General features: G+C 72.3%; 27 protein-coding genes. 20 read left to right on the forward strand and 7 right to left on the reverse strand.

Going from position 1 to position 22,636, the window contains the following annotated elements:
• The first annotated feature begins 163 nt into the window (after positions 1–163).
• From ABFJ78_RS06210 to ABFJ78_RS06220, 3 genes are all read left to right on the forward strand, one after another.
• Positions 164–2,680: a CHAT domain-containing protein gene (locus ABFJ78_RS06210; RefSeq protein WP_436384734.1), complete on the forward strand. Its 2,517-nt coding sequence runs from the start codon at positions 164–166 to the stop codon at positions 2,678–2,680.
• A 131-nt stretch (positions 2,681–2,811) separates the two neighbouring features.
• Positions 2,812–3,303 carry a DUF4232 domain-containing protein gene (locus ABFJ78_RS06215; protein ID WP_436384735.1) on the forward strand — a complete coding sequence of 164 codons (492 nt, stop codon included), beginning with the start codon at positions 2,812–2,814 and terminating at the stop codon, positions 3,301–3,303.
• Positions 3,304–3,323: 20 nt separating this feature from the next.
• Positions 3,324–3,920, forward strand: coding sequence for a DUF4232 domain-containing protein (locus ABFJ78_RS06220; protein ID WP_436384736.1), 597 nt, complete (start codon positions 3,324–3,326; stop codon positions 3,918–3,920).
• Between the two features lie 214 nt (positions 3,921–4,134).
• Here the strand turns inward: ABFJ78_RS06220 and ABFJ78_RS06225 are convergent, their stop codons facing one another.
• Both ABFJ78_RS06225 and ABFJ78_RS06230 read right to left on the reverse strand, forming a co-directional pair.
• Entirely contained in the window at positions 4,135–5,451 is a 1,317-nt protein-coding gene (locus ABFJ78_RS06225; protein ID WP_436384737.1) for a DUF2079 domain-containing protein, read from the reverse strand.
• A 56-nt stretch (positions 5,452–5,507) separates the two neighbouring features.
• On the reverse strand, positions 5,508–6,824 hold the full coding sequence (locus ABFJ78_RS06230) for a sensor histidine kinase (protein WP_436384738.1): 1,317 nt from the start codon (positions 6,822–6,824) through the stop codon (positions 5,508–5,510).
• A gap of 64 nt (positions 6,825–6,888) precedes the next feature.
• Here ABFJ78_RS06230 and ABFJ78_RS06235 point away from each other — a divergent pair, with 64 nt between their 5' ends.
• Entirely contained in the window at positions 6,889–7,725 is an 837-nt protein-coding gene (locus ABFJ78_RS06235) for a maleylpyruvate isomerase family mycothiol-dependent enzyme (RefSeq protein WP_436384739.1), read from the forward strand.
• Here the strand turns inward: ABFJ78_RS06235 and ABFJ78_RS06240 are convergent.
• Together ABFJ78_RS06240 and ABFJ78_RS06245 are read right to left on the reverse strand one after the other, a co-directional pair.
• On the reverse strand, positions 7,722–8,294 hold the full coding sequence (locus ABFJ78_RS06240) for a dihydrofolate reductase family protein (RefSeq protein WP_436384741.1): 573 nt from the start codon (positions 8,292–8,294) through the stop codon (positions 7,722–7,724). The two genes, ABFJ78_RS06235 and ABFJ78_RS06240, sit on opposite strands and share 4 nt — an antisense overlap.
• Positions 8,291–9,265 (reverse strand): small ribosomal subunit Rsm22 family protein, encoded by a 975-nt coding sequence (locus ABFJ78_RS06245; RefSeq protein ID WP_436384742.1) that lies wholly within the window; start codon positions 9,263–9,265, stop codon positions 8,291–8,293. Before ABFJ78_RS06245 ends, ABFJ78_RS06240 begins: the two co-directional genes overlap by 4 nt.
• A gap of 147 nt (positions 9,266–9,412) precedes the next feature.
• On the opposite strand from ABFJ78_RS06245, the gene ABFJ78_RS06250 reads away from it, so the two are divergent.
• Genes ABFJ78_RS06250 through ABFJ78_RS06270 form a run of 5 tightly spaced genes read left to right on the forward strand, consistent with a single transcriptional unit; the run spans position 9,413 to position 12,183 of the window.
• On the forward strand, positions 9,413–9,838 hold the full coding sequence (locus ABFJ78_RS06250; protein ID WP_436384743.1) for a YciI family protein: 426 nt from the start codon (positions 9,413–9,415) through the stop codon (positions 9,836–9,838).
• Positions 9,838–10,185: a YciI family protein gene (locus ABFJ78_RS06255; protein ID WP_436384744.1), complete on the forward strand. Its 348-nt coding sequence runs from the start codon at positions 9,838–9,840 to the stop codon at positions 10,183–10,185. The genes ABFJ78_RS06250 and ABFJ78_RS06255 overlap by 1 nt, the downstream gene beginning before the upstream one ends.
• Before the next feature lie 39 nt (positions 10,186–10,224).
• Complete coding sequence (locus ABFJ78_RS06260; RefSeq protein WP_436384746.1) at positions 10,225–11,490, forward strand: RNA polymerase sigma factor; 1,266 nt, start codon at positions 10,225–10,227, stop codon at positions 11,488–11,490.
• A 4-nt stretch (positions 11,491–11,494) separates the two neighbouring features.
• On the forward strand, positions 11,495–11,743 hold the full coding sequence (locus ABFJ78_RS06265; protein ID WP_436384748.1) for a hypothetical protein: 249 nt from the start codon (positions 11,495–11,497) through the stop codon (positions 11,741–11,743).
• Entirely contained in the window at positions 11,740–12,183 is a 444-nt protein-coding gene (locus ABFJ78_RS06270; RefSeq protein ID WP_436384749.1) for a hypothetical protein, read from the forward strand. The genes ABFJ78_RS06265 and ABFJ78_RS06270 overlap by 4 nt, the downstream gene beginning before the upstream one ends.
• On the opposite strand, the gene ABFJ78_RS06275 is transcribed toward ABFJ78_RS06270, so the two are convergent.
• The 3 genes from ABFJ78_RS06275 to ABFJ78_RS06285 are packed head-to-tail and all read right to left on the reverse strand — an operon-like array spanning position 12,180 to position 15,209.
• Entirely contained in the window at positions 12,180–12,734 is a 555-nt protein-coding gene (locus ABFJ78_RS06275) for an HD domain-containing protein (protein ID WP_436384750.1), read from the reverse strand. The two genes, ABFJ78_RS06270 and ABFJ78_RS06275, sit on opposite strands and share 4 nt — an antisense overlap.
• 10 nt (positions 12,735–12,744) lie before the next feature.
• The gene (locus tag ABFJ78_RS06280) at positions 12,745–14,430 is read right to left on the reverse strand and encodes an L-lactate permease (protein WP_436384751.1); all 1,686 of its coding nucleotides are present in this window, start codon (positions 14,428–14,430) and stop codon (positions 12,745–12,747) included.
• Positions 14,427–15,209, reverse strand: coding sequence for an IclR family transcriptional regulator (locus tag ABFJ78_RS06285; protein ID WP_086674550.1), 783 nt, complete (start codon positions 15,207–15,209; stop codon positions 14,427–14,429). The genes ABFJ78_RS06280 and ABFJ78_RS06285 overlap by 4 nt, the downstream gene beginning before the upstream one ends.
• A gap of 414 nt (positions 15,210–15,623) precedes the next feature.
• Between ABFJ78_RS06285 and ABFJ78_RS06290 the strand changes: the two genes are divergently transcribed.
• From ABFJ78_RS06290 to ABFJ78_RS06340, 11 genes are all read left to right on the forward strand, one after another.
• Complete coding sequence (locus ABFJ78_RS06290) at positions 15,624–16,853, forward strand: MurT ligase domain-containing protein (RefSeq protein ID WP_436384752.1); 1,230 nt, start codon at positions 15,624–15,626, stop codon at positions 16,851–16,853.
• Positions 16,846–17,547, forward strand: coding sequence for a type 1 glutamine amidotransferase (locus ABFJ78_RS06295; RefSeq protein ID WP_436384753.1), 702 nt, complete (start codon positions 16,846–16,848; stop codon positions 17,545–17,547). Before ABFJ78_RS06290 ends, ABFJ78_RS06295 begins: the two co-directional genes overlap by 8 nt.
• A gap of 160 nt (positions 17,548–17,707) precedes the next feature.
• On the forward strand, positions 17,708–19,087 hold the full coding sequence (locus tag ABFJ78_RS06300; protein WP_436384755.1) for a sensor histidine kinase: 1,380 nt from the start codon (positions 17,708–17,710) through the stop codon (positions 19,085–19,087).
• Positions 19,087–19,767, forward strand: a complete 681-nt coding sequence (locus ABFJ78_RS06305; RefSeq protein WP_372670050.1) for a response regulator transcription factor — start codon at positions 19,087–19,089, stop codon at positions 19,765–19,767. The genes ABFJ78_RS06300 and ABFJ78_RS06305 overlap by 1 nt, the downstream gene beginning before the upstream one ends.
• 184 nt (positions 19,768–19,951) lie before the next feature.
• Positions 19,952–20,281 (forward strand): gas vesicle protein, encoded by a 330-nt coding sequence (locus ABFJ78_RS06310; protein WP_372670052.1) that lies wholly within the window; start codon positions 19,952–19,954, stop codon positions 20,279–20,281.
• A gap of 8 nt (positions 20,282–20,289) precedes the next feature.
• Positions 20,290–20,613, forward strand: a complete 324-nt coding sequence (locus ABFJ78_RS06315) for a gas vesicle protein (protein WP_436384757.1) — start codon at positions 20,290–20,292, stop codon at positions 20,611–20,613.
• Positions 20,610–21,341, forward strand: coding sequence for a GvpL/GvpF family gas vesicle protein (locus ABFJ78_RS06320; protein WP_436384758.1), 732 nt, complete (start codon positions 20,610–20,612; stop codon positions 21,339–21,341). Before ABFJ78_RS06315 ends, ABFJ78_RS06320 begins: the two co-directional genes overlap by 4 nt.
• A complete protein-coding gene (gene gvpJ / locus ABFJ78_RS06325; RefSeq protein ID WP_436384760.1) occupies positions 21,334–21,486 on the forward strand; it encodes a gas vesicle protein GvpJ in 153 nt (50 codons plus the stop codon). The genes ABFJ78_RS06320 and gvpJ (ABFJ78_RS06325) overlap by 8 nt, the downstream gene beginning before the upstream one ends.
• Entirely contained in the window at positions 21,483–21,698 is a 216-nt protein-coding gene (gene gvpK, locus ABFJ78_RS06330) for a gas vesicle protein GvpK (RefSeq protein WP_436384761.1), read from the forward strand. Before gvpJ (ABFJ78_RS06325) ends, gvpK begins: the two co-directional genes overlap by 4 nt.
• Positions 21,699–22,016: a gas vesicle protein GvpJ gene (gene gvpJ, locus ABFJ78_RS06335; protein ID WP_436384763.1), complete on the forward strand. Its 318-nt coding sequence runs from the start codon at positions 21,699–21,701 to the stop codon at positions 22,014–22,016.
• Positions 22,013–22,570, forward strand: a complete 558-nt coding sequence (locus tag ABFJ78_RS06340; RefSeq protein ID WP_436384765.1) for a GvpL/GvpF family gas vesicle protein — start codon at positions 22,013–22,015, stop codon at positions 22,568–22,570. Before gvpJ (ABFJ78_RS06335) ends, ABFJ78_RS06340 begins: the two co-directional genes overlap by 4 nt.
• Positions 22,571–22,636: the final 66 nt, after the last annotated feature.

The following is a 22,636-nucleotide window of genomic DNA, read 5'->3' on the forward strand; positions in this document are numbered from 1 at the left end:
GGCCCCCGGTTGCCGCGCCGACAAGTGAAAATCTGCCCACCCGGCGAGAACTCCCGGACCGCCACGGCCCGGAGGTACGATCCGGGACGTCCTTCTCGGCCGAGGGGGACGGCCCCGGCCGGAAGGGCAGCCTGTGGTCGCGTCGCCGAAGGCGGAAGACCGGGTGCGCGACCTGCATCGGCGTGCGGTCGCGGCGACCAACAACGGCCAGCCGGTCGTCGGCGGGCGCCTGATCCGTTCTGCCGCAAGGCTGCTCGGCCTGCCCGCCGCGCAACCGCCGCCGGAATGGCCGGCCTGGCCCGACCTCGCCACGCGCGTCCTCGGCACGTACGCCGCCGTCGAAACCGCGCTCGGCAACAGCACCCGCGGCCTGGCCCTGCTCGACGAAGCCGACGTCCTCGTCTCGGACGCCGGGCGCGGGATCCTGCGCCAGCAACGGGGTCTCGTCTTCATCCTGATCGGCCGGATGGACGAAGCCCTGGCCTGCTTCGACGAAGCGATCCCGCTGCTGCGCCAGGCCGGCGAGTTCGTCGTGCTCGCCCGGACGCTGCTCAACCGCGCCATGCTGCACCAGTACGCGGGGCGCGTCCGGCTCGCGCTCGCCGACCTCGACCAGTGCGAGCAGATCGGCGCCGGTCAGCCCGAAGAAGACGGCCTGGCCCGGATCTTCGCCAAGGCCGCGCACGGCCGTGGCCAGGCGCGCGTCCTCACCGGAGACATCCCGGGCGCGCTGCGCGACTTCGACGCGGCGAGCGGGTTCTACGCCGAACAGAGCGTCGGGATGCTGCCGGTGCTGGCCGTCGACAAGGCCCGCGCGCTGCTCGCCGCCGGGCTGCCGCAGGAGGCGGCGGCCGAATTGGACGCCGCCCTCGAGCAGTTCCCGCGGCTGCGGATGAACCAGGAGCACGCCGAAGCCGAGCACACACGCGCGCTGGCCGCGCTGGCGAGCGGCGACCCGGCGACCGCGCGCAGCTGGGCGGGGCGCGCCGAACGGCGATTTCGCCGTCGCGGCAACGAAACCTGGGCCGCGGTCGCGCAGCTGACCGTGCTGCGCGCGGACTTCGCGGCCGGACGGCGGATCGCCCGCGTCGCCGCCGAAGCGACCGCGCTGGCCGGCCGGCTCACCGGGCTGGGCCTGCGCAACGACGCCGAGATCGCGGCGCTCCTGGCCGCCCGCGCGCGCATCACCCTGGGCGACCTCGACGGCGCCCGCGCCGGCATCGCCCCGCGCGACCGCCGGACCGCGCCCCTGGAAAACCGGCTGGTGCGGCGGCTCGCGCTCGCCGAACTCGGGGCCGCGAGCGGCGACCGGCGCGTCACCTTCGCGAACGCGCGCGCCGGGCTGACGCAGCTGGAGCGCCACCGCGGCCGGTTCGGCAGCATCGACCTGCAGACCGGCACGACGTCGCTGGGCAAGGAACTCGCCGACGCGGGCCTCGCCGCCGCGCTGGCCCAGCGTTCTCCGGGCGTCGTGTTCCGGTGGCTCGACCGTTCGCGCGCGCAGGCGTTCCGGTTCCGGCCGGTGCGCCCGCCCGCGGACCCCGAGACCGTCGACGCCGTCGCCGAGCTGCGGTACCTCTCGATGCAGATCCGCGCCGGTGAGCTGTCCGGGAAGCCGGACGCCCAGGCCGTGAAGCGCTGCGCCGCGCTGGAACGCGAGATCCGCGCCAAGGGCTGGCAGGCCGAGGGCACGGACATCGACCACCCCGAGGCGAAGCTGCGTGAAGTCGGCGACGAGCTCGCCGAAACCGGCAGCGCGATGGTCTGCTTCCTGGCCGACCACGGCGCGTTGTGCGCGCAGGTGATCGCGAACCACCGGGTCGCGCTGATCGAGCTGGGCCCGGCGTCGGCCGTGGCCGAACCGGTCGCGCGGCTGCACAGCGACCTCGACGCGTTGTGCGGGCGCCAGCTGCCGGCGAAGCTCGACCAGGTCATCCGCCGGTCGGTGCGGACGCAGGTCACGGCCCTCGACTCGATCCTGCTGGCACCGCTGGCTTCCCGGCTGGGCGACCTCGACGTCGTCGTCGTGCCGACCGGCGCGCTTTCGGCCATCCCGTGGGGCCTGCTGCCGACGTTGCACGGCCGGCCGGTGACGGTCACGCCGTCGTCGTCGGCCTGGCTCGACGCGGGCCGCCGTCCGCGCCGGGCGGCCGGCGCGCCGCTGCTGGTCGCGGGCTCGGACCTGACCCACGCGGAGACCGAGGTTTCGCTGCTGGCTCCGCTCTACCCGGAGGCCGAGGTGCTGACCGGCCCGGACGCGACGGTCGCGGCGACGCTCAAGGCGTTCGACGGCTGCCGGCTGGCGCACTTCGCCGCGCACGGCCACCACGAACAGGAGAACGTGCTGTTCTCCCGGCTCAACCTGGCCGACGGGCCGCTGATGGCCTACGACGTCCAGCAGCTTTCGACGGCGCCGGAGCAGGTGGTGCTGTCGTCGTGCGACGTCGGCCAGGCGGTGGTCCGCGAGGGCGACGAGGTCCTCGGGTTCACGGCGGCGTTGCTCTACGGCGGCAGCCGGACCGTGGTTTCGAGCGTGGCGCGGGTCGACGACCGGACGGCGGGCGGCGTCATGCTGGCCTACCACCGCGCGCTGTCGGCGGGCACGCCCCCTGCGCGTGCCCTGGCCGACGCGGCCCAGGCCGAGCCGCTGATGCCGTTCGTCTGCTTCGGCCGCAGCTGACATTCCTTTCGACGCTTGGGGTTCGCCGGGGTTGCTTTCCGGTGATCGACCCCATCCCGGCGCATCCCCGGGCCGCCCCTGGGCATCTCCTCCAGTGAGTCCAGTTGATCACGGAACGAGGGAGGATGACCATGAAGCGCACTGCGACCGCGTTGCTCACCGGGGGTCTGGTGGCCGGTGGCCTGGTGCTGGCGGCCGGGGCCGCGAACGCCATGCCGAGCGATCACCCGTGCGGGGCATCGGATGTCCGCGTGTCGGTGGCGCCGGACCCGTCGAACGCCGCCGGGCACGAGGCCTACGTGCTCAGCTACACCGCGGCGGCGCCGACGACGAACTGCAAGCTGGAGGGCGCGCCGACGGCGGTGTCCTTCCTGGCCGGCGGGCAGCCGCTGGCCGTCTCGGCGACGCCGGACGGCAGTGAGTCCGTGCCGGTGAACCTGCGGGACGGCCACCCGGCGGTGTCGCGGATCATCCAGCGTTCGGCGGCGACGCCGTCGGGAGCGCCGGACTTCGTGACGTTCGACCTGCCGACCGGGCCGTACGGCCAGCCGGTGAGCGTCGCGTGGCCCGCGGGGGCGGCCGTGAAGGGCGACGCCGTCCAGGTCACGCCGGTCAGCAACTGAATTCGGGGAGTGGAATCCACATGAAGCGCATCTTGCTGGGGATCGGCACGGCGGCGGGCGCGTTCGCGCTGGCGGCGTGCGGGACGTCGACGGCGGCTCAGGCACCGGCCCCGGCTGCTGCCGCTGTTGCTCCGGCGGCGGGCGGGTCCGGCGGTGGTGTCGCGGCGGCGTCGACCGCGACGCCGCGCTGCACGACGGCCGACCTGGAGGTCCTGCTGGGCAAGCCGGCCGAGAAGAACGACGCGCCGGGCCAGTACGACATCCCGCTCACCTACCGCAACACGACCGACCACACGTGCGGCCTGTACGGCGTGCCGGGCGTCGACCTGGTCGGCCCGGACGACGCGACGTTCGGCCCGGTCTACCACCTGCCGCGCGTCGACAACGGCGTGAAGTACAACGAGGTGACGGCCGGGACGACGGCGTCGGCGACGATCACGGTCCTCAAGCCGGCGGCCGGCGAGCCGACCTGGACGCCGGCGAAGCTGAACACGATCCCGCCGGGCTCGACTTCCGCACTCACCGCGCAGTGGCCGGCTGACCTGCCGGTCCTCCGCCAGGACGCGGCGACGCACCCGGGTTCGTACGTCAACGGCATCCTGGCCGACCCGGGCTGACCCAAGCGCCCCAATGTGGCCTTCGGTGCGTCAGACGCACCCAAGGCGGCCTTCGGTGCGTCAGACGCAACCAAGGCCGCCTTGGGGCGCTTGTCACTCGATCGGGTGAAGCCGGGGGCCGCGCGTCATTCCTGGCGTGCGGCCCCCTCTTTCTTCGTGCGGCGGTAACCGGCCGGCACGCCCCCCGACTGGCCGGTTACCGCTGCGGTGTCTTCTACTCACGGTGGAGCAGCACGACGGAGTCCGTCTCGTCGACGCGCAGGTATCCCGTGGCCTCCAGTTCAGTTACCGCGAGGGCCTTCGTGGCGAGCGTCGTCGGCCACGACTGCTCCGGGCGGGCCACCACCACCCACTCCGGCCGCTCCCGCGTCACGCCGTCGAAGAACAGCACCGTGCAGCGGGACGTCAGCCGCGGGGCCAGCCGGTTCGACGCCAGCACCGTGGCGCCGTCCGGGATGCGCGTCAGCACCGCCTCGATGCCCGCCCGCTGCGCCGGCGTCCAGACGCCGCTCGTCAGGTGGGCCGCCTGAAGGGCCAGCGAAGCTAGCCCGGCGACCAACGCGCACGCCGGCAGCAGCCGGGCCGCTCGACGGGCGCCGTGCAGACCCGCCAGGAACACGATCGGCATCAGGACCGCGCTGTAGTGGTAGCCCATGCCCCAGTAGCGGTCGTTCGCCGAGACCAGCCGCCACAGCAGCGTCGGCACCGCCAGCAGCAACAACGGCGACCGCAGCGCCGCGAACGCCGTCGGCACCAGCAGGGCCAGCAGCATCGAGACCTTGACGATCGCGCCGCCGAAGGGGTTGAAACCGCCGTTGTGCGCGTACGCGCCGGCCGGGTTCAGCGCCGGCAGCACGACCAGGAACAGCAGCGCCGAGCAGGCCACGCCGAAGACGACCACCGTCCAGCCGAGCCGTCGCTGCCGGTTGAGCACCAGCACGACCCCCACCGCGGCGAGCGTCAGCGGCAGGTCCTCCTTGACCAGCACCAGCGGCAGCGCGCACCAGACCGCCGCCCGCCACCGTTCGCGCAGCAGGTGCTCGGCGGCGAACGCCACCATCGGGACGGCGAAGCAGACCTCGTGGAAGTCGAAGTTCACCGCGGACAGCAGCCCCCACGACAGCACGTACCCGGCGCCGACGACCGCGCCCCGGCGGGTGCCGAGCACCTGCACGGCGCACCGCGTCACGGGGACCGCGGACAGCGCGAACAGGAACGCCTGGGCGATGAGCAGGCACGCGGGCGACGGCCAGAGCAGGTAGAACGGCGCCAGCAGCGCCAGGATCGGGTGGAAGTGGTCGCCGAGCGCCGGCGCGCCGGCGCCGAGCAGGTCCGCCACCGGCCAGTGCCCGTGCGCGTACGACCGGACGACCTGTTCGAAGATCCCCAGGTCGAACCCGCTCGCGTCGAACGTCCGCAGCCGCTGCAGCGACCAGACGGCGTACCCGGTGAAGGCGACCGCGGCGACGACGTAGGGGACCGCGCGGGTTTCGCGCGTGCGCGCCGGGGCGGGCGCGAAGTCGATCAGCATGGCGGGATCGTCTTGGGGCCACGCTGAACCGGAGCTTAAGCAAGCTGAAGACGGCTTCAGGCAAGCGGGAGCCGCAGCTCCAAGCGCGCGCCCGACGGGCTGTCGGCGACGCGCAACGAGCCGCCGTGCGACCGGGCGATCTCCGCCGCGATCGCCAGGCCCAGCCCGGCGCCGCCGTCGTCCTCACGGGCGCGGTCGGTGTCGAGGCGCACGAACCGGTCGAAGACGCGGTCGCGTTCCTCGGCCGGGATGCCGGGGCCGTCGTCCTGGACCGCCAGCACGGCTTGGCCGTCGGACGCGGTGAGCGTGATCGTGACGCGGCTCTTCGCGTGGCGCTCGGCGTTGTCGACGAGGTTGCGCAGCACGCGCTCCAGCCGTCCCGCGTGGCCACGCACCACCGGCATCGCCTCGATGTGCACCTCGACGGCGTCCCGCGCTTCGCCGTGCGCGGTCACCAGGTCCGCCAGCGCCACCGGTTTCGTGCTGCCCGGCTGTTCGGCGTCCAGCTTGCCGAGCAGGAGCAGGTCCGCGACGAGGGTCTCCATCCGCGTCACGTCGAGCACGGCGTTTTCGCAGCTGCGCCGCCAGTCGAGCCGGTCGGGGTGGGCGAGCTGCACCTCGAGCTGGGTGCGCAGGGAGGCCAGCGGCGTGCGCAGCTCGTGCGACGCGTCGGCGGTGAACTGGCTCTGCCGCCGCACCGACCGGTCGAGCCGGCCCAGCATTTCGTTCATCGTCACGGCGAGTTCGGTGATCTCGTCACCGGAGTCCGGCACGGGGACGCGGCGGCCGAGGTCGCCCGCGCGCACGCCGTCGACCTCGGCGCGGATCGCGCCCACCGCGCGCAGCGACCGCCGGACGGCGAACCAGGCGACGCCGCCGACGAGCAGCGCGGCCGCGGGCACGCCGCCCCAGAGGACCTGCTCGGCCGTGGCGACGGTTTCGAGGCCGACCGGGTCGAGCTTCTCCGCCGCCAAGACCGCGTAACGGCGGTCCTTGGTCCGCGCGGTGCTGTACAGCTGGTCGTCCAGGCCGAACGGCTGGACGATGACGCAGTCCGGCGCGTAGACCCGGACCGGCTCGTCGTCGGAGAACCGCTTCGCCCGGCCGATCGAGCAGTCGGCCGCCTCCCGGCTGATCATGTACCCGCCGCCCTTGGCGTACTGCCGCGGCACGTCGGCGGGGGCGACCCCCGAATTCAGCAGGGCGAGCAGCGTGTCGACCTTGTCGCTCGCCCGGGCACTCGCGTTCTTTTCGAGGGGGCTTTGCAGCGCGGACACGAACCAGTAGGACCCGAGGCCGAAGACGAGCGCCGACGCGAGCGCGGCGAAGAGGGCGACCCGCCACCGGGTCGACCGGGGCAGGAACCGGATCATGTTCCGAAGATAACCGCACTGTCGGAGATCCTCCGACGGCGTCCGGGCTTCTACCGTCGAATCCGTGACGCTCGAGAAGTGGCAGGCGGTGCGCGCGGCGCTGCCGGAGACCGGCGCCCGGTTCGCGGACCTGGTGGCCGGCGTGCGCTACGGGCACGCGACGTCGCTGGGCGAGTGGACGATCGCCGAAACGGCGTCGCACGTCGGCATGATCGCGCTGATGTACCCGGCGATGATCCGCGGCGACGGCGGTCCGCTGCCCTTGCCGGGCTTGGAGGAGCCGATCAACGCGGCGAGCGTCGACACGATCTCGCGGATGAACGCGCTGGCGCTGGAGCTCTACCCGGAACGCGACCCGGTGCGGCTGGCCGAGCGGCTGCGCGCGGACATCGCGGAGGTGCTGCTGGTCAGCGAGGACCTGGACCCGGAGAAGCCGGTGTGGTGGCTGGGCGGTTCGCGCGTACCGGTGGCCGGGGTGCTCGCGCACCTGGTCAACGAGATGCTGATCCACGGCCTGGACATCGCCCGGGCGGTCCGCCGCCCCTGGCCGATCCCGGCGGCGCACGAGGCGCTGTTCCTGGAGCTGTTCCTGTTCGGCATGGTCCGCAACGACATGGGCCGCCTGCTCGACGACGCGACCCCGTCCCCGCGCCGGATCGCGGTCGAGTTCCGGTCGGCGTCGACGTCGCCTTCGGTGCTGGCGCTGCAGCACGGCCGGTTGCGCTTCGAGGAGCCGGACGGAACCGCCGACGTGCGGTTGACGTTCGACCCGGCGGTGCTGGTGCCGATGATGTTCGGCCGGATTTCCCGGGTCCGCGCGGTGCTGGGCGGGGGCGTGCGGATCGGCGGGCCGCGGCCGTGGCTGTTGCCGGCCTTTCTGCGGACTGTGCGGATGCCTTAGTTCAGCACCCGGAACGTCAGGTGGGTCGCGTTCTGCGTCTCCTCGACGGCTACGCGCTCCAGCTTCACGTGCGCCCCGACTTCCGCGTCGAACAGCCGGACCCCAGCACCGAACAATACCGGCACCACGTGCAACCGCAGCTCGTCCACCAGCCCGGCCAGCAAGTACTGCCGCAACGTCGTGCCGCCGCCCATCACCATCACGTTCTCGTCACCCGCCGCCGCGACAGCTTGCCGCAGGGCGCTTTCCGGGCCGTCCGTGACGAACGTGAACGTCGTCGGGCCCTTCACCACCGGCTCGTGCGGCCGGTTGGTCACCACGAACACCGGCTTCTTGAACGTCCCGTCGGCACCCCACGGCTCTTCGCCGACCTCGAACATCGTGCGGCCGACGATGAACGCGCCCGTGCCGTCGAACAGCCGGGCCGCCACCGCGGCGTCGGCGTCCGTGCCGGAGAAGATCCAGTCGTGCAGCAGCTCGCCGTCCCGGCCGAGGCGGTGTTCCGCGCTCGTCTCCGGTCCGGCGACGATCCCGTCCGCCGACACGCTGATCTCCGCGATGACCGTCACCAGCCGTCCCCCCATTCGGCGTCGCGGGCCGCCCGGTAGCGCGGGCCCTGCTTCTTCGAGACGGCCACCCCCGGCGTCAAACCGTCCGACGAAGTGCACAAATCGAGCGCGACCCACCCCTTGTGCTTCTTCGGGTGCCGGATGATCCGCGCGTCCGGGCGCTCCGGCGCCGACCGCGAAGCGACGACGTACGCGAACTTCTCGTCCTCGAACCCGAGCGTCCCCGCCTTGAGCCGCCGGTGCAGGCCTGACCGCGGGAGCCGCGCGGCGAAGTGGCACCAGTCCTCGCCGGGCACGATCGGGCACGCCGCGTCGTGCGGGCACGGTGCGACCACGTGCAGGCCCAGCTCGATCAGCTGCGCGCGGGCGGCGCGGATCCGTTCGTAGCCCGCCGGTGTCCCCGGCTCGATCAGCGCGACCGCCCCGGCCGACCCGGCCAGCCAGCGCACGACGTCCGCGCGGGTCGCGTCCGGCAGCTCGCCGAGCACGTACGACAGCGTCACGAGGTCGGCGTCCGGTGCCGGCGCGGCCGGGTCGACGAACCCGCGCCGCCATTCCGCGTCCCGCACCGCCGGCAGCGAAGCGCCCGCCGCGAGCCGCTTGCCCAGCCCGATGGCCCCGGCGACCTGCTCCAGGACCGTGCACCGGGTGAGCGACGGCCAGACGGCGGCGGCCGCCCAGACCGCGGCACCGGTTCCGCCGCCGACGTCGATCTGGGTCCGCGGCTCGAAGCCGGGCGCGCGTAAAGCGGCTTCGGCGAGCACAGCGTGTACGGCGGCGTAGGTGGCCGGCATGCGGTAGCCGGCGTACGCGGCGACGTCGGCTTCGGAGCTGAGGATCGGTGAGGTCGCCGCGTCGCCTTGGCGGTAGCGCGTGCTCAGGCGGTCGACGGACTGCGTCAGCCGGGACAACGGGTGCCGGGCCAGCTCGTCGTCGAGCGCGGAGGAGAGGTCGTCGGGGAGTACCGCCACGAGCGTCGATTCTGCCCTGTCCGAAATGTCCCGCCGAAGTGGCCCTGAGCTGCTAGTTTTCCGGCGCGAAAAGTTTTTGGCGGACGCTGTCGATCCGGGGCGCGGCCGTTCGACGCGTAAGCAGCAACCGAGCGAAGGGAGACCGCGGTGCGGTTCATGGTGATCGTCAAGGCGAACGAGGAGTCCGAGGCCGGGCACGGCCCGAGCGCCGAGCTGCTGGAGGAGATGGGGAAGTTCAACGAAGAGCTGGTCAAGGCCGGTGTCCTGCTCGCCGGCGAGGGCCTCACGCCCAGTTCGGAAGGCGCCCGGGTCGTCTTCTCGGGCTCGGAGACCCCCAAGGTCGTCGACGGCCCGTTCGCCGAGACCAAAGAGCTCGTCGGCGGCTTCTGGATCCTCCAGTGCCGCGACCGCGACGAGTGCGTCGAGTGGATCAAGCGGATGCCGAACCCCGACGGCCAGGCCGGCGTCGTCGAGATCCGGCGCGTCGCCGAGGCGTCCGACTTCGAAAACATGACGCCCGAGGTCGAGGAGCTGGAAGGACGGCTTCGCGCGCAGAGCGCCAAGGAGGCGTGATGCGCTTCCTGGTGATGGTCAAGGCCAGCCCCGAGTCCGAGGCCGGCGTCGGCCCCAGCCGCGAAGAGCTGGAGACGATGTCGAAGTTCAACGAGGAGCTGCTGAACGACGGCCGGATCGTCCTCGCCGAAGGCCTGACCCCGAGTTCCGAGGGCGTGCGTGTCCTCTTCGAAGGCGACGCCGAGCCGAAGGTGATCGACGGCCCGTTCGCCGAGTCGAAGGAGCTCGTCGCCGGGATCTGGGTGCTGAACGGGGAATCCCTCGAGGACGTCGTCGCGCTGATGAAGCGCGCGCCGAACCCCGAGGCGAAGGGTGGTGTCATCGAGATCCGCCCCATCAGCGAGTAGTGGGTTGCACCGCGACCGATCACCCTGTCGAATGGCCGGGTGACGGTTGCGGACACCCGGAGCACGGTCGAGACGGTCTGGCGCATCGAATCGCCGCGGCTCATCGCGGGCCTGGCCCGCATGGCCCGCGGCGACGTCGGGCTGGCCGAAGAGCTGGCGCAGGACGCGCTCGTCGCGGCGCTGGAGCAGTGGCCGGAGTCCGGCGTGCCGCGCAACCCCGGCGCGTGGCTGATGACGATCGCCAAGCGCCGCGCGATCGACCAGTTCCGCCGCAACGAGCGGTACGCGGAGAAGCTCGAGGAGGTCGGCCGCGGCGAGCGGGTCGGCGAGGGCGTGCTGCCCGACTTCGACGCGGGCCTGGACGACCACATCGAGGACGACCTGCTGCGCCTGCTGTTCGTCGCGTGCCACCCGGTGCTGAACACGCAGGCCCGCGTCGCGCTGACGCTGCGGATGCTCGGCGGCCTGACCACCGACGAGATCGCGCGCGCGTTCCTCGTCCGCGAGTCGACGATCGCGCAGCGGATCGTGCGCGCGAAGAAGGCGCTGGCGGCGGCGAAGGTGCCGTTCGAGGTTCCGGAGGGCGACGAGCGCGTCGCCCGGCTGTCGTCCGTGCTCGAGGTCATCTACCTGGTGTTCAACGAGGGCTATTCGGCCACCCGCGGCGACGACTGGATGCGCCCGGCGCTGTGCGAGGAGGCGATGCGCCTCGGCCGCGTCCTCGCCGGGCTGATGCCGGGCGAGTCCGAGGTGCACGGCCTGGTCGCGCTGATGGAGCTGCAGTCGTCGCGCGCGAAGGCCCGCACCGGCCCGAACGGCGAGCCGGTGCTCCTGCTCGACCAGGACCGCACCCGCTGGGACCGGTTCCTGATCCAGCACGGCCTGGCGGCGCTGACGCTCTCGGAGCAGATCGCCGACGGCGCGTACGGGCCCTATTCGGCCCAGGCGGCGATCGCGGCGTGCCACGCGCGTGCGCGTACGGCGTCGGAGACGGACTGGGCGCGGATCGCGGCGCTGTACGAGGGGCTGGGCAAGCTCCAGCCGTCCCCGGTGATCGAGCTGAACCGCGGGGTCGCGGTGGCGATGGCGCACGGCCCGGCGGCGGGCTTGGCGGTGGTCGACGCGGTGGCCGACGACCCGGCGTTGAAGGACTACCACCTGCTCCCGAGCGTCCGGGGGGATCTGCTGGAGAAACTCGGGCGGCTGGAGGAGGCCGAGCAGGAGTACCGGCGGGCGGCGGAGATGACGGAAAACGCGCGCGAGCGGGCGTTGCTGCTCGACCGCGCGACGGCGGTCAGCCGCTGACGCCATGCTCGCCTCGCTGCTGCCGGGCTTCCGGGACGTGCGCAGCGCGCTGGTGGCGGGCTACATGTGGTTCTGCGCCGGCTGGCTGCTGATCGGCCACTACCACCCGCCGTCGGCCGGGCTGCTGGCTCGGCCGGCGCTGGAACTGCTGGAGCTGTTCGGCACCGGCGGCCGGCTCGCGGCGATCAGCGTGCTGTGCCTGCTGATCGGCGAGGTGACGGGGAGCTTCGTCGCGGTGGTGTTCGGCCGGTGAGCGGCCGGACCGTCGAGCGCATGCGCGGCCGGATCCGGCAGGAGCACCGGCAGCGCCAGGAAGAGCTGATCTCCGACGCCACGCCGCGCGGCGTCAACCCGCACGAGGTGGACCGGATCGCGATCGACGCGGTGCGCGAGGTCCTGCACGTGTCGCCGCGGCTGATCGTCGCGAAGCCCGAACTGTTCGCGGAGTACAGCCGGTTCAAGGCGGAGAGCGAGTTCCGCGACGCCATCCTGCTGCCGTTGCCCGTGCTCGCGGTGGCGGTGTGCGTGAACTTGACCGCGCCGGCGTGGCTCGAAGCGCTCATCATCGCCGCGGTCCTGCTGGCCGACGGCTACCTGTTCGCCCAGTCACGCAAGCGGTTCCGCCAGGCGCACAGCCTGATCGGGCACAGCGTCGCGGACGGAACCATCAGCTCCGCGGCGATGAGCGACTAGCGGTCCCGCCAGGCCATCGGCGACAGCGTCAACGCGGCTTCGGCGATCCGCTTCGCGGTCTCCGTCGCCAGTCCTTTCCGCGCGGACTCGATCCACTCGTCGACGCGCCGCACCCCGACGTCCCGGTACTCCAGCGCCTGCAGCAGCATCTCCAGCTTGTCGGCGTCCTTGGCGCACAACGCCTCCGCCGACTCACGGGTCTCGTACTCGTCGACCGCCGCCCGGACCAGTTCCTTCGAGCGGGCCGGGAGCCGGTCGGTCTGATCGGCCGTGATCGCCCGCGGCTCCGGTTTCTTCAGGTAGTCGACCGCCGTCAGCGGAAGATCACCCGTCCGGGTCTCCTGCGTGTCGTGCCACAACGCCAGGAACGCCGACCGCTCCGGCGACGCCCCCTCCTCCGCCGCGATCAGCGCCGCCAGCTGGGCCGCCCGCAGGCTGTGCTCGCCCACCGACTCCGGGTCGCGGACCCCCGCGTGCCACCAGCCCGACCGCCGGACGCGCTTCAGCAGGCCCAGCTCGTAGCCGAACGCGGCCAGCCTCTCGAAAGTCATGCCGCCCAGCCTAGGGCGTCGGGATCATCGCCGTCAGGATCGTCGCCTGCAGCAGGGAGATGACGCCGACGACCGCGGTCAGCAGCAGGGACCACAGGAAAGTCTGCCGCAGCAACGATCCTTCCTTGCCGCTCTGCCCGATCGCCGTCGCGCCGATCGAGAGGTTCTGCGGTGAGATCATCTTGCCCATCACGCCGCCGGACGTGTTCGTCGCGCCGGCCAGGATCGGGTTCAGGTTCAGCTGCTGGGCCGAAATCACCTGCATCGGGCCGAACAGGCTGTTCGTCGACGCGTCCGAGCCCGTCAGGAACACGCCCAGCCAGCCGATGTACGCCGAGAACAGCGGGAAGACCGCGCCCGTCGTCGCCAGGGCGAGACCCAGCGTCTGGGTCGCGCCCGAGTAGTTCATCACGAACGCGATCGCCAGGATCATGAAGATCGTCGCGAGCGCCCAGCGCATCTGGACCAGCGTTTCGCGGTACGTCTTGAGCAGCAAGCCCGCCCGGCCACCCATCGCGAAGCCGGCGATGACCGCCGCGATCAGCGCGACCGTCCCCGGCGAGAACAGGAAGTCGACCGTGAACGTCGCCGCATAAGGCGCGTTCTTCGCCGTGATCGGCGGGTGCTGGACGACGTGGTTGTGCAGCCCCGGCCAGGCGAAGATCCAGTCCGCCTTGTGCAGCAGCTTCGTCAGGTCGAGCCAGGTGGGGAGGTTCTTGAAGATCGTGCCGATCCGGGACAGGAAGATCGCCAGGATCAGAATGATGTAAGGCATCCACGCGTAGAGCGCGCCGCGTTCGGACCGCGCCGCGCCCAGGTTCTTGACAGCGCTTTCTTCGCCGTCGAACCGCCACACCGACGCCGGCTGCCAGAACCGCGTCAGGACCCACAGCGCGGCCATCGCGGTGAGCGCGGCGAGGACGTCGACCAGGCTCGCGCTGATGTAGTTGGACGCGACGAACTGCATGGCCGCGAACGCGAGCCCGGCGGTCAGCACCGCGGGCCACACCTCGAGCATGCGCTTCCAACCGGCCAGGACGACGACCAGGAACGCGGGGATGATCAGCGCCAGCACCGGAACCTGACGGCCGACCGCAGCCGAGAACAGCTCGGTCGCCTGGTCCTGCTTGAGGTGCATGATCGGCGCGGTCAGCCGGCCGAGCACGATCAGCGGGTTGCCGAGACCGCCGAACGCGACCGGCGCGGTGTTCGCCAGCAGCGCCAGCACGACGGCCTTCACCGGCGGGAACCCGAGCGCGGCCATCATCGCGGCGGTGATCGCGATCGGCGACCCACCGCCCGCGACGCCTTCGAGCAGCGCGCCGAACCCGAACGCGATGAGCAGTGCCTGCAGCCGCCGGTCTTCGCTGAAGCCGGCGAGCACGCGCTTGATGGCGTCGAACCGGCCGGTGGCGACGGTGACGTTGTGGAAGTAGACGGCGTGGAACGCGATCCACGCGACCGACCACACGCCGAAGAGCACGCCCATGGCCGCGGAGTCGAACGCGAGCGCGGCCGGCATCCGGTACAGCAGCAGCGCGACGCCGAGCGCGGTGACCAGGGCGAGCGCGGCCGAAAGGTGCGCGGAGAAGCGGACGACGCCGAGCGCGACGAGCAGCACGACGATCGGGAGCGCGGCGAGCAGCGCGGAAATCCACAGGCCGCCGGCCGGCTGGTAGTCCTGGATCCAGGTCATGCGCGCTGCCCCCGGACGTATCCGAGCCGCAGCGACAGGGCGGCGGCGGTGCCGGCGACGGAGGCGCCCAGCTCGTCGAGCCGGCGCAGCACGCGCGGCGCGGGCCCGGCGATGCTGATGGCGGCGATGGGCCGTCCCGAGTGGTCGCGCACGGCGGCGGCGACGCACCCGACGTCCGGCTCGTTCTCGACCTCGTCGATCGCCCACCCGCGGCGGCTGGTCCGGGCCAGGTCGTCGAGCAGGCGCAGGGGATCGTTGATCGTCTTGAGCGTGAGGGAGTCGAGTTTCATGCGCCGCACGCGTTCGGCCCGATCGGCTTCGGGCAGCGCGGCGAGCCAGGCTTTCCCGAGCGAGGTGGCGTGCTGCGGCCGTCGCGTCCCGAGGCGGCAGGCGAGGGTGACGGCGCTGGCACTGCGTTCGGTGGCGACGTAGACCATGGTGTCGTTGTCGGGAACGGCGAGGTAGGTGGTCTCCCCGGACCGCTCGGCGAGCGAGGCGAGGTACCGGGGCGCACAGCGGTGCAGATCGGTGGCGGCCATGGCCCGCGCCCCGAGTTCGACGAGCCGCGTGCCGAGTCGCACCCGCCCGGTGACCTGGTCGGCTTCGAGGTATTCGAGGCTCTTCAGGGTGCCGACGATGCGGTAGGCGGCACTGCGGGAAAGCCCCAGTTGCCGCGCGATCGCATTGGTGGAAATCTCCTGGTGCCGACCCACGTGCTCGAGCACCGCGAGCCCGCGTTCGAGAGTTCCGCTGTTCTCCAGCCCGCGCTCCGGTCCCACGCTGCCCTCCGTTGGACGTTCCCGGTTTCCGCTCAGCGGTACGCATTTCCGCTGGGTGGGGTTGGACGGTAACACCTCCGATGTATGGGCGGAAGATCTTGAAACGTCTCAGGATAATGCGGTTACCTGTGGATGCTAATTGGTACAACCTCCGATGGTTAAGTTTCCTACCTATGGCGGTTGCGGAGCTTGTTCCAGCGGCGTTCGACAAGTTCGACAGTGGTGGTGTTCAGATTCGTGAATGGGCCGTGAAGGGAGTAGAGACGGGGGGCGGCCAGGTGACGTGAATGACTCATTCCTGTCGCCTGACGACAGGAATGAGTCATTCACGTCGTTTCGGCGGGCCTGCGCCCACCGGTGGCCCGGGTCACGGACTCAGCAAACTCACAGCGCCCAGCGAGCACCATCCAGCCGGTGACCGCCCGCAGCCCCCTTCGTACCCGCGCGTCCGTGACCGCCGGGCGCCTCACCGCCTGGCTCTCGCGGAACGCCGGCCTCGGCAACGGCGGTGTCATCGGCGGCCGGGTCGCTCTCGCCCTCGATCCGAAAGCCCTGCAGCGCGTCGGCCGGGACCGGACCGTCGTGCTCGTCACCGGGACCAACGGCAAGACCACCACCGCCCTGATGATCACCAAAGCCCTCGAAGCCCTCGCCGAGGTCGCCGCCAACAGCGATGGCGCCAACATGCCCGACGGTGTCCTCGCCGCCCTGGCCAAGCGCCCCGAAGCGCCCTACGCCGTTCTCGAGGTCGACGAGACCTACGTCCCCTGGGTTGCCGATCAGCTGAACCCCGCCGTTCTCGTCCTGCTCAACCTCAGCCGCGATCAGCTCGACCGCGTCGGCGAGGTCCGGGCCACTGAAAAAGATCTCCGCAACGCGATCGGAAACCATCCCGAAACCACGATTGTCGCCAATTCCGACGACATCCTCGTCACCTCCGCGGCGACCGACGCCGACAAGCAACTCTGGGTCGGCACCGGACGCCGCTGGACCGGCGACTCCACCGCCTGCCCCCGCTGCGACGGCCTGATCGCGCACACCAAAGACCACTGGAGCTGCGCCTGCGGCCTCGCCCGCCCCGAGCCCGCCTGGACCCTCGACGGCGACCTCGTCCGCACCCCCGGCGGCCGCCACGTCGACCTGGACCTGCGGCTCCCCGGCGACGCCAACCGCGCCAACGCCGCCTTCGCGCTCGCCGCCGCGCACCGGCTCGGGGTTCCGCCGCACACCGCCGCCGCCCGGCTGCGGACCATCACCGACATCGGCGGCCGCTACCGGACCATCCGGCGGTCGCGGCACTCCGTGCGGCTCATGCTCGCCAAGAACCCCGCCGGCTGGGTGGAAACGCTGCGTGTGCTCGACGAGGACACCCCCGTCGTCGTCGCCGTCAACGCCCAGGAAGCCGACGGCCGCGACCTGTCCTGGCTCTGGGACGTCCACTTCGAACGGCTCCGCGGCCGCCAGGTCGTCGTCACCGGTGAGCGCTGCGCCGACCTCGCCGTCCGGCTCTGCTACGCCGAGGTCGCGCACTGGGCCGAGCCCGACCCGGTCGCCGCGATCGACGCGCTGCCGCCCGGTGGCGTCGAGCTCGTCGCCAACTACACCGCCTTCCGCGACCTCGTCGGCAGGCTGCCCGGTGCCTGAGTCGACCGTCCACATCGGACTTCTGCTGCCCGAGGTGCTCGGCACCTACGGCGACAGCGGCAACGCGCAGGTCCTCTGCCAGCGGCTGCGCTGGCGCGGGTTCGACGCCGAGGTCGTGCCGGTCGGGCTCGGCGAGCCGGTGCCGTCCACTTTGGACCTCTACCTGCTCGGCGGCGGCGAGGACGGCGCGCAGGCCCTCGCCGCGGCCCACCTGCGGAAGTACCGGCGGGCCCTGACCCCGGACTCGGTCGTCTTCGGCGTCTGCGCCGGCCTGCAGGTGCTCGGCACCCGCTTCCGCGGTCTCGACGGCGTCGACCACGACGGCCTCGGCCTGCTCGACGTCACCACCGAGCCCGGCGAGCAGCGGGCGGTCTCCGAGCTGGTCGCGACTTCGCCGCGGATCGGAGAGCCGCTCACCGGCTTCGAAAACCACCTCGGCGTCAGCAAGCTGGGCGCCGACAGCGAGCCGCTCGGGCAGGTCGTGCGCGGCACCGGCAACGGCGACGGCACCGAAGGCGCGGTGACCGGCCACGTCGTCGGCACGTACCTGCACGGCCCGGCGCTCGCCCGCAACCCCGCGCTGGCGGACCTGCTGCTGGCGTGGACGGCCGGGCACCCGTTGCCGCCGCTGGAACTGCCCGAGGTCGACCGCCTGCGCGGGGAACGGCTCGCGCGCCGTCGGCGGACGTCGTGACGACATGCCGTTCGTCGCCCCTGCTGTTGGCTGGCCGCCAGCGCCCCAATGTGGCCTTCGGTGCGTCTCACGCAACCAATGTGGCCTTCGGTGCGCGAGACGCAACCAAGGCCACATTGGGGCGGTCGTGACGACGGCTCCGCGTGGTTACGCTGAGTTGGTGAAACTGATCGCCGCGACCGGCGTGCGGATGCGGACCACCGCGGTGGCCGTCTTCGCGCTCGCGCTGGCCATCGCCGCCGCGCTCGCGGTGGTCGTGGTGCTGCTCGAAGAGTCGCTCGACCGCAGCGTCACCGAGAGTGCCCGCAGCACCGGCCGCCAGGTCGCCATCCAGCTCGTCCGCGAGGGCGCGCGCGACCTCAGCGCCTCCGATGTCGCCAGCACCGGCGACACCGAGGCCGTCACCCAGGTGCTCAACGCGCGGGGCGTGCCGATCGCGAGCGACCCGGCGATCGTCGGGCACCCGCCGCTGACCGCCGCGCGCCCGGCCGTCGGGCAGGAAGCCATCGAGACCCTCCCGCTCGGGCTCAACGGCGACAGCGACGACTACCGCGTCGTGTCGCAGCAGGTCAACGGGCCGGGCGGGCCGTACACGGTGATCTCGGCGCGGTCGCTGGAGCCGGTGACCGAGGCGTCGACGCGGCTGACGCTGCTGCTCGGCCTGATCGCGATCCCGCTGCTGGCGATCTCCGGCCTGGCCGTCTACCGCGCGGTCGGCTCGGCGCTGCGCCCGGTCGAGCGGATGCGCCGGACCGTCGCCGAGATCTCGACGCGCGACCTCGCCGCCCGCGTCCCGCTGCCGCCGGGCGGCGACGAGGTGCACCGGCTGGCCGTGACGCTCAACGAGATGCTCGGCCGGCTCGCGTCGGCGCAGGCGGCGCAACGCCGGTTCGTCGCGGACGCCAGCCACGAACTGCGCTCGCCGCTGTCCACGATCAGCACCGCGCTCGACGTCTCCGGGCGGCACCCGGAGAGCGCGCAGGACCTGGTGCCGGTGCTCGCCCGCGAGACCGCGCGGCTGCGCGAGCTCGTCGACGACCTGCTCATGCTCGCCCGCACCGACGACGCGACCGACCGGCCGTCGCGCACCGAGGTCGACCTCGACGACATCGTGCGCGCCGAGGCCGAGCGGGTCCGCGGCGAGTGCGCGCTGGAGGTCGAGGTCCGCGCCGGGCCGGCGAAGGTCCGCGGCAGCGAGGCCCAGCTCCGGCGGGCGGTGCGGAACCTGGTCGACAACGCCCGCGGGCACGCGCGCACGCGCATCCGGGTGGCCAGCTCGGTGCGCGGCGGCCTCGCCGTCGTCGAGGTGAGTGACGACGGCCCCGGCGTCGCGGCAGCCGACCGCGACCGCATCTTCGAACGGTTCGTCCGGCTCGACGCGTCGCGGCAGCGCGAACACGGCGGCACCGGGCTGGGCCTGCCGATCGTCGCGGGCATCGCGGCGCGCCACGGCGGGAGCGCGCGCTACGCCGCGTCGGACGAGCCGGGCGCGCGGTTCGTGCTCGAACTGCCGGTGCTCGAACTGCCCGAGGAGGAGTAGTGCGGCTGCTGATCGTGGAGGACGAGCGCGAGTTCGCGGAGACGCTGCGGCGCGGCCTGGTCGCCGAGGGCTTCACCGTCGACGTCGCGCACACCGGTCGCGAAGGCCTCTGGCGGGCCACCGAGCAGGAGTACGACGTCGTCGTGCTCGACATCATGCTGCCCGAGCTGTCCGGCTACGAGGTGCTCAAACGCCTGCGCGCGGCCGAAAACTGGACGCCGGTGCTGATGCTCACCGCGAAGGACGGCGAGTACGACGAAGCCGACGCGTTCGACCTCGGCGCCGACGACTACCTGTCCAAGCCGTTCTCCTTCGTCGTGCTGATCGCCCGGTTGCGCGCGCTGCTGCGCCGCGGCGCGCCGGCCCGCCCCGCCGTCCTGGAGGCGGGCGACCTGCGGCTCGACCCCTCGGCCCGGACTGTCCACAGGGGACAGACGCGGATCGAGCTGACCGCGCGCGAGTTCGGGTTGCTGGAGTTCCTGTTGCGGCGCCCGGGAACCGCGTTGACGAAGAACGAGATCCTGAGCCACGTCTGGGACGCGCACTACGACGGCGACGAGAACGTCGTCGAGGTCTACATCGGGTACCTGCGGCGCAAGATCGACGTCCCGTTCGGCACCCGGACCATCGAGACGGTCCGGGGCGTCGGCTACCGGCTGGTGGACGTTACTCGATCGTGATCTTCCGGGGGAAATCCCGGAATTGGTGCCGCTGGGCGTGCGGGTGTTGCGCCGTTTGCCGCCGCCGGTTGCCGCAGATCGCCCAGCCGTTCCCGCGAACCGGTGAAAAATACCGTGCCGCAGCTCACCTGCGCGCGGTTGTGCCCGTTGCTACGGTGGGCACCCACCCGAGACCAGGAAAGCGATGACGGAATCGCCGCAACCGTTCCTTGCCCAAAACAACAATATACCGGAAACCTCCGGGAAATCCGTTTCCCGGCTTCGTGCCGTCGACGCCATTCGCGAAGCGACGGCCCAGTTCGGCGTGGTCACGGGGATGACCCCGCACGCCGTGACCGGGGTCCGGACCCGCGCCGACGGCGGCTGGTCCGTGCTCGTCGACGTCGTCGAGCTGGCCCGGATCCCGGACTCCACCAGTGTGCTGGCCACCTACCGGGTCGACGTCGACGCCGCCGGTGAGCTGACCGCGTGCGAACGGCTGCGGCGGTTCACGCGGGGCACCACCGATTCCTGAAAGGAAGGGTGACACGATTGGCCGCTTCGTCCGATTCATTGGCGGACATTCTGGAACGCGTGCTCGACAAGGGCGTGGTGATAGCCGGCGACATCGGCGTCAGCGTCGTCGACGTCGAATTGCTGACGCTGCGGATCCGGCTCTTCATCGCCTCCGCGCAGACCGCCCGGGAAATGGGCATGGACTGGTGGACGAACGACCCGTTCTTCGCGCCGAACGCGGCGCGGAGCGAACTGGCGGGCAGCGCCGGGAAAAAACTGGACCTGGCGGCGCGCGTCGCCGAACTCGAGGCTCGGCTGCCCGTGCCGAGCGGGAGGGAAGAACCCCGGTGACCACCCGCGACTGGCTCTGTGCCTACGCGATCACCCGCAACCGCGACGGGCTGGACCTCGGTCCGGCGCCCCGGCTCGTCGGCTACCGCGACCTGGGCGTCGTCGTCTCGGACGTGAGCCCGGCGCGGTTCGACCGGATCGACACGCTCGACCCGGTGGACGGCGCGCTCGCGGAGCTGGCCCGCGAACACGACGCCGTCGTGCGCGCGGTCTTCCGGCACGAACCGGTGCTGCCGCTGCGGTTCGGCACGGTCCTCGACGGCGAAGCCTCGGTGAAACGGCTCCTGGAGGTCGCTTACGACCAGGCCCGGGACTGCCTCGACGAGGTCGAAGGGCACCGCGAGTGGGGCGTCCGGGTCCGGCACACCGAACCCGCCGCGACCACCCGGCCGGACACCGCGGGCCTGACCGGCACGCAGTACCTGGTCCGGCGGCGCGAGCGGCTGAAGGCGCTCCAGCAGGCGCGTGAGGACGTCGTCGGCGCGGCCGCGCGGCTTCAGAACGCGTTGCGCCGGCACGCCGCCGACAGCATCGAGCGGGCGCGGCCGCACGGCGTGCTGGTGAACACCGCCTACCTCGTCGAAACCGGGCGCGAGGTCGCGTTCCACGCGGAGTTCGAGTGGTTCGCCCGCGAGCTGCGCGCGGCGGGCGCCACGGTGGAGACGTCCGGGCCGTGGCCGCCGTACTCGTTCACCGACGTCGAGCTCGGGGTGACGGCCGATGGCTGACGCCGCCGTGGAGTCCGTGGCCGACCTGCTCGACCGGGTCGTGCACCGCGGCGCCGTCGTGACCGGGGACGTGATCATCTCGCTCGCCGGGATCGACCTGGTCCGGCTCGACCTGCGGCTGCTGCTGCTCGGGCTCGACGCATGAGCGAGCCCGTCCGGATCCCCGCCGACGCCGGCCGCGGGCTCGGCCACCTGGTCGTCACCGTGCTCGACGTCCTCCGCGAAGTGCTCGAACGCCAAGCGCTGCGGCGCATGGAGACCCTCACCCCCGCCCAGGTCGAAGACCTCGGCCAAGCCCTGATCGCGCTCGATCTCCGGTTCGAGGAGCTCCGCGCGGTTCTCGACGAAAGGTTCTAGGTGACCAGACCGGGACAGACCGGCGGCGGGCTCGCCGACACGCTCGACATCCTGCTCGACAAGGGGCTCGTCATCGACGCCTCGGTCCGCGTGTCGGTGATCGGGATCGAGTTGCTGGCGATCGAGGCGCGGATCGTGATCGCCAGCGTCGACACCTACATCCGCTACCTCGAAGCCATGCAGCGGCTGCAGAGCACGCCCGCGCCCGGGCAGATCTCCCAGGGGCTCGGGCAGACGACCGGGCTCATCCCGCCTCCGCCGCCGACGCCGGCGGTCGCCGTGCCGATGGAGTCCGCCGTCCCGGTCGACCAGCCGTGACGCTGCAGCTCTACGGCGTCGTGCGGGCCGGGCACCCGCGGGCGCCGCGGACGGTGGGCTGGGAGGACCTGGCGATGGTCGTCGGCGACCCCGAACCGGACCCGGCCGCGCACCTGGCGGTGGTGTCCGCGCTGGTCGAGGGCGGGCCGGTGCTGCCGGTCCGGTTCGGCACGGTGGCCGACGACGAGGACGCCGTCCGTGCCGACGTGCTGGCGCCGGCGGCCGACACCTACCGCGCCGACCTCGACCGGCTCGACGGCCTGGCCGAAGTGCACGTCTGCCTGCGGTTCACCGAGCCCGGCTCGGCGTGGCGGGCCGCTCGTTCCGACGTGCTGCTCTCCGAGGTCGCCGAGCGGGCCCGCGACTCCGTGGCGCTGCCGGCGGGCGAGTCCGCCGACGAGCGCTGGGCGTTCCTCGTCGGGATGGGCGACCTGCTCGTCGTGCGCGACGCGGTCACCGGGCTCGCCCGCGGCGGCGTCGAGGCCGACTGGATCGGGCCGCTGCCCGCGTACAGCTTCCTGGAGCGGCGGACGTGCTCCCGGTGGACCTGGTGAGCGACGGCCGAACAGTCGCTGAACACTCGTTCCGGTACTGGCCGCCGTGGCTCGCGGGCGGCGATC

It is taken from the genome of Amycolatopsis sp. MEPSY49, assembly GCF_051337345.1.
Classification (GTDB): domain Bacteria; phylum Actinomycetota; class Actinomycetes; order Mycobacteriales; family Pseudonocardiaceae; genus Amycolatopsis.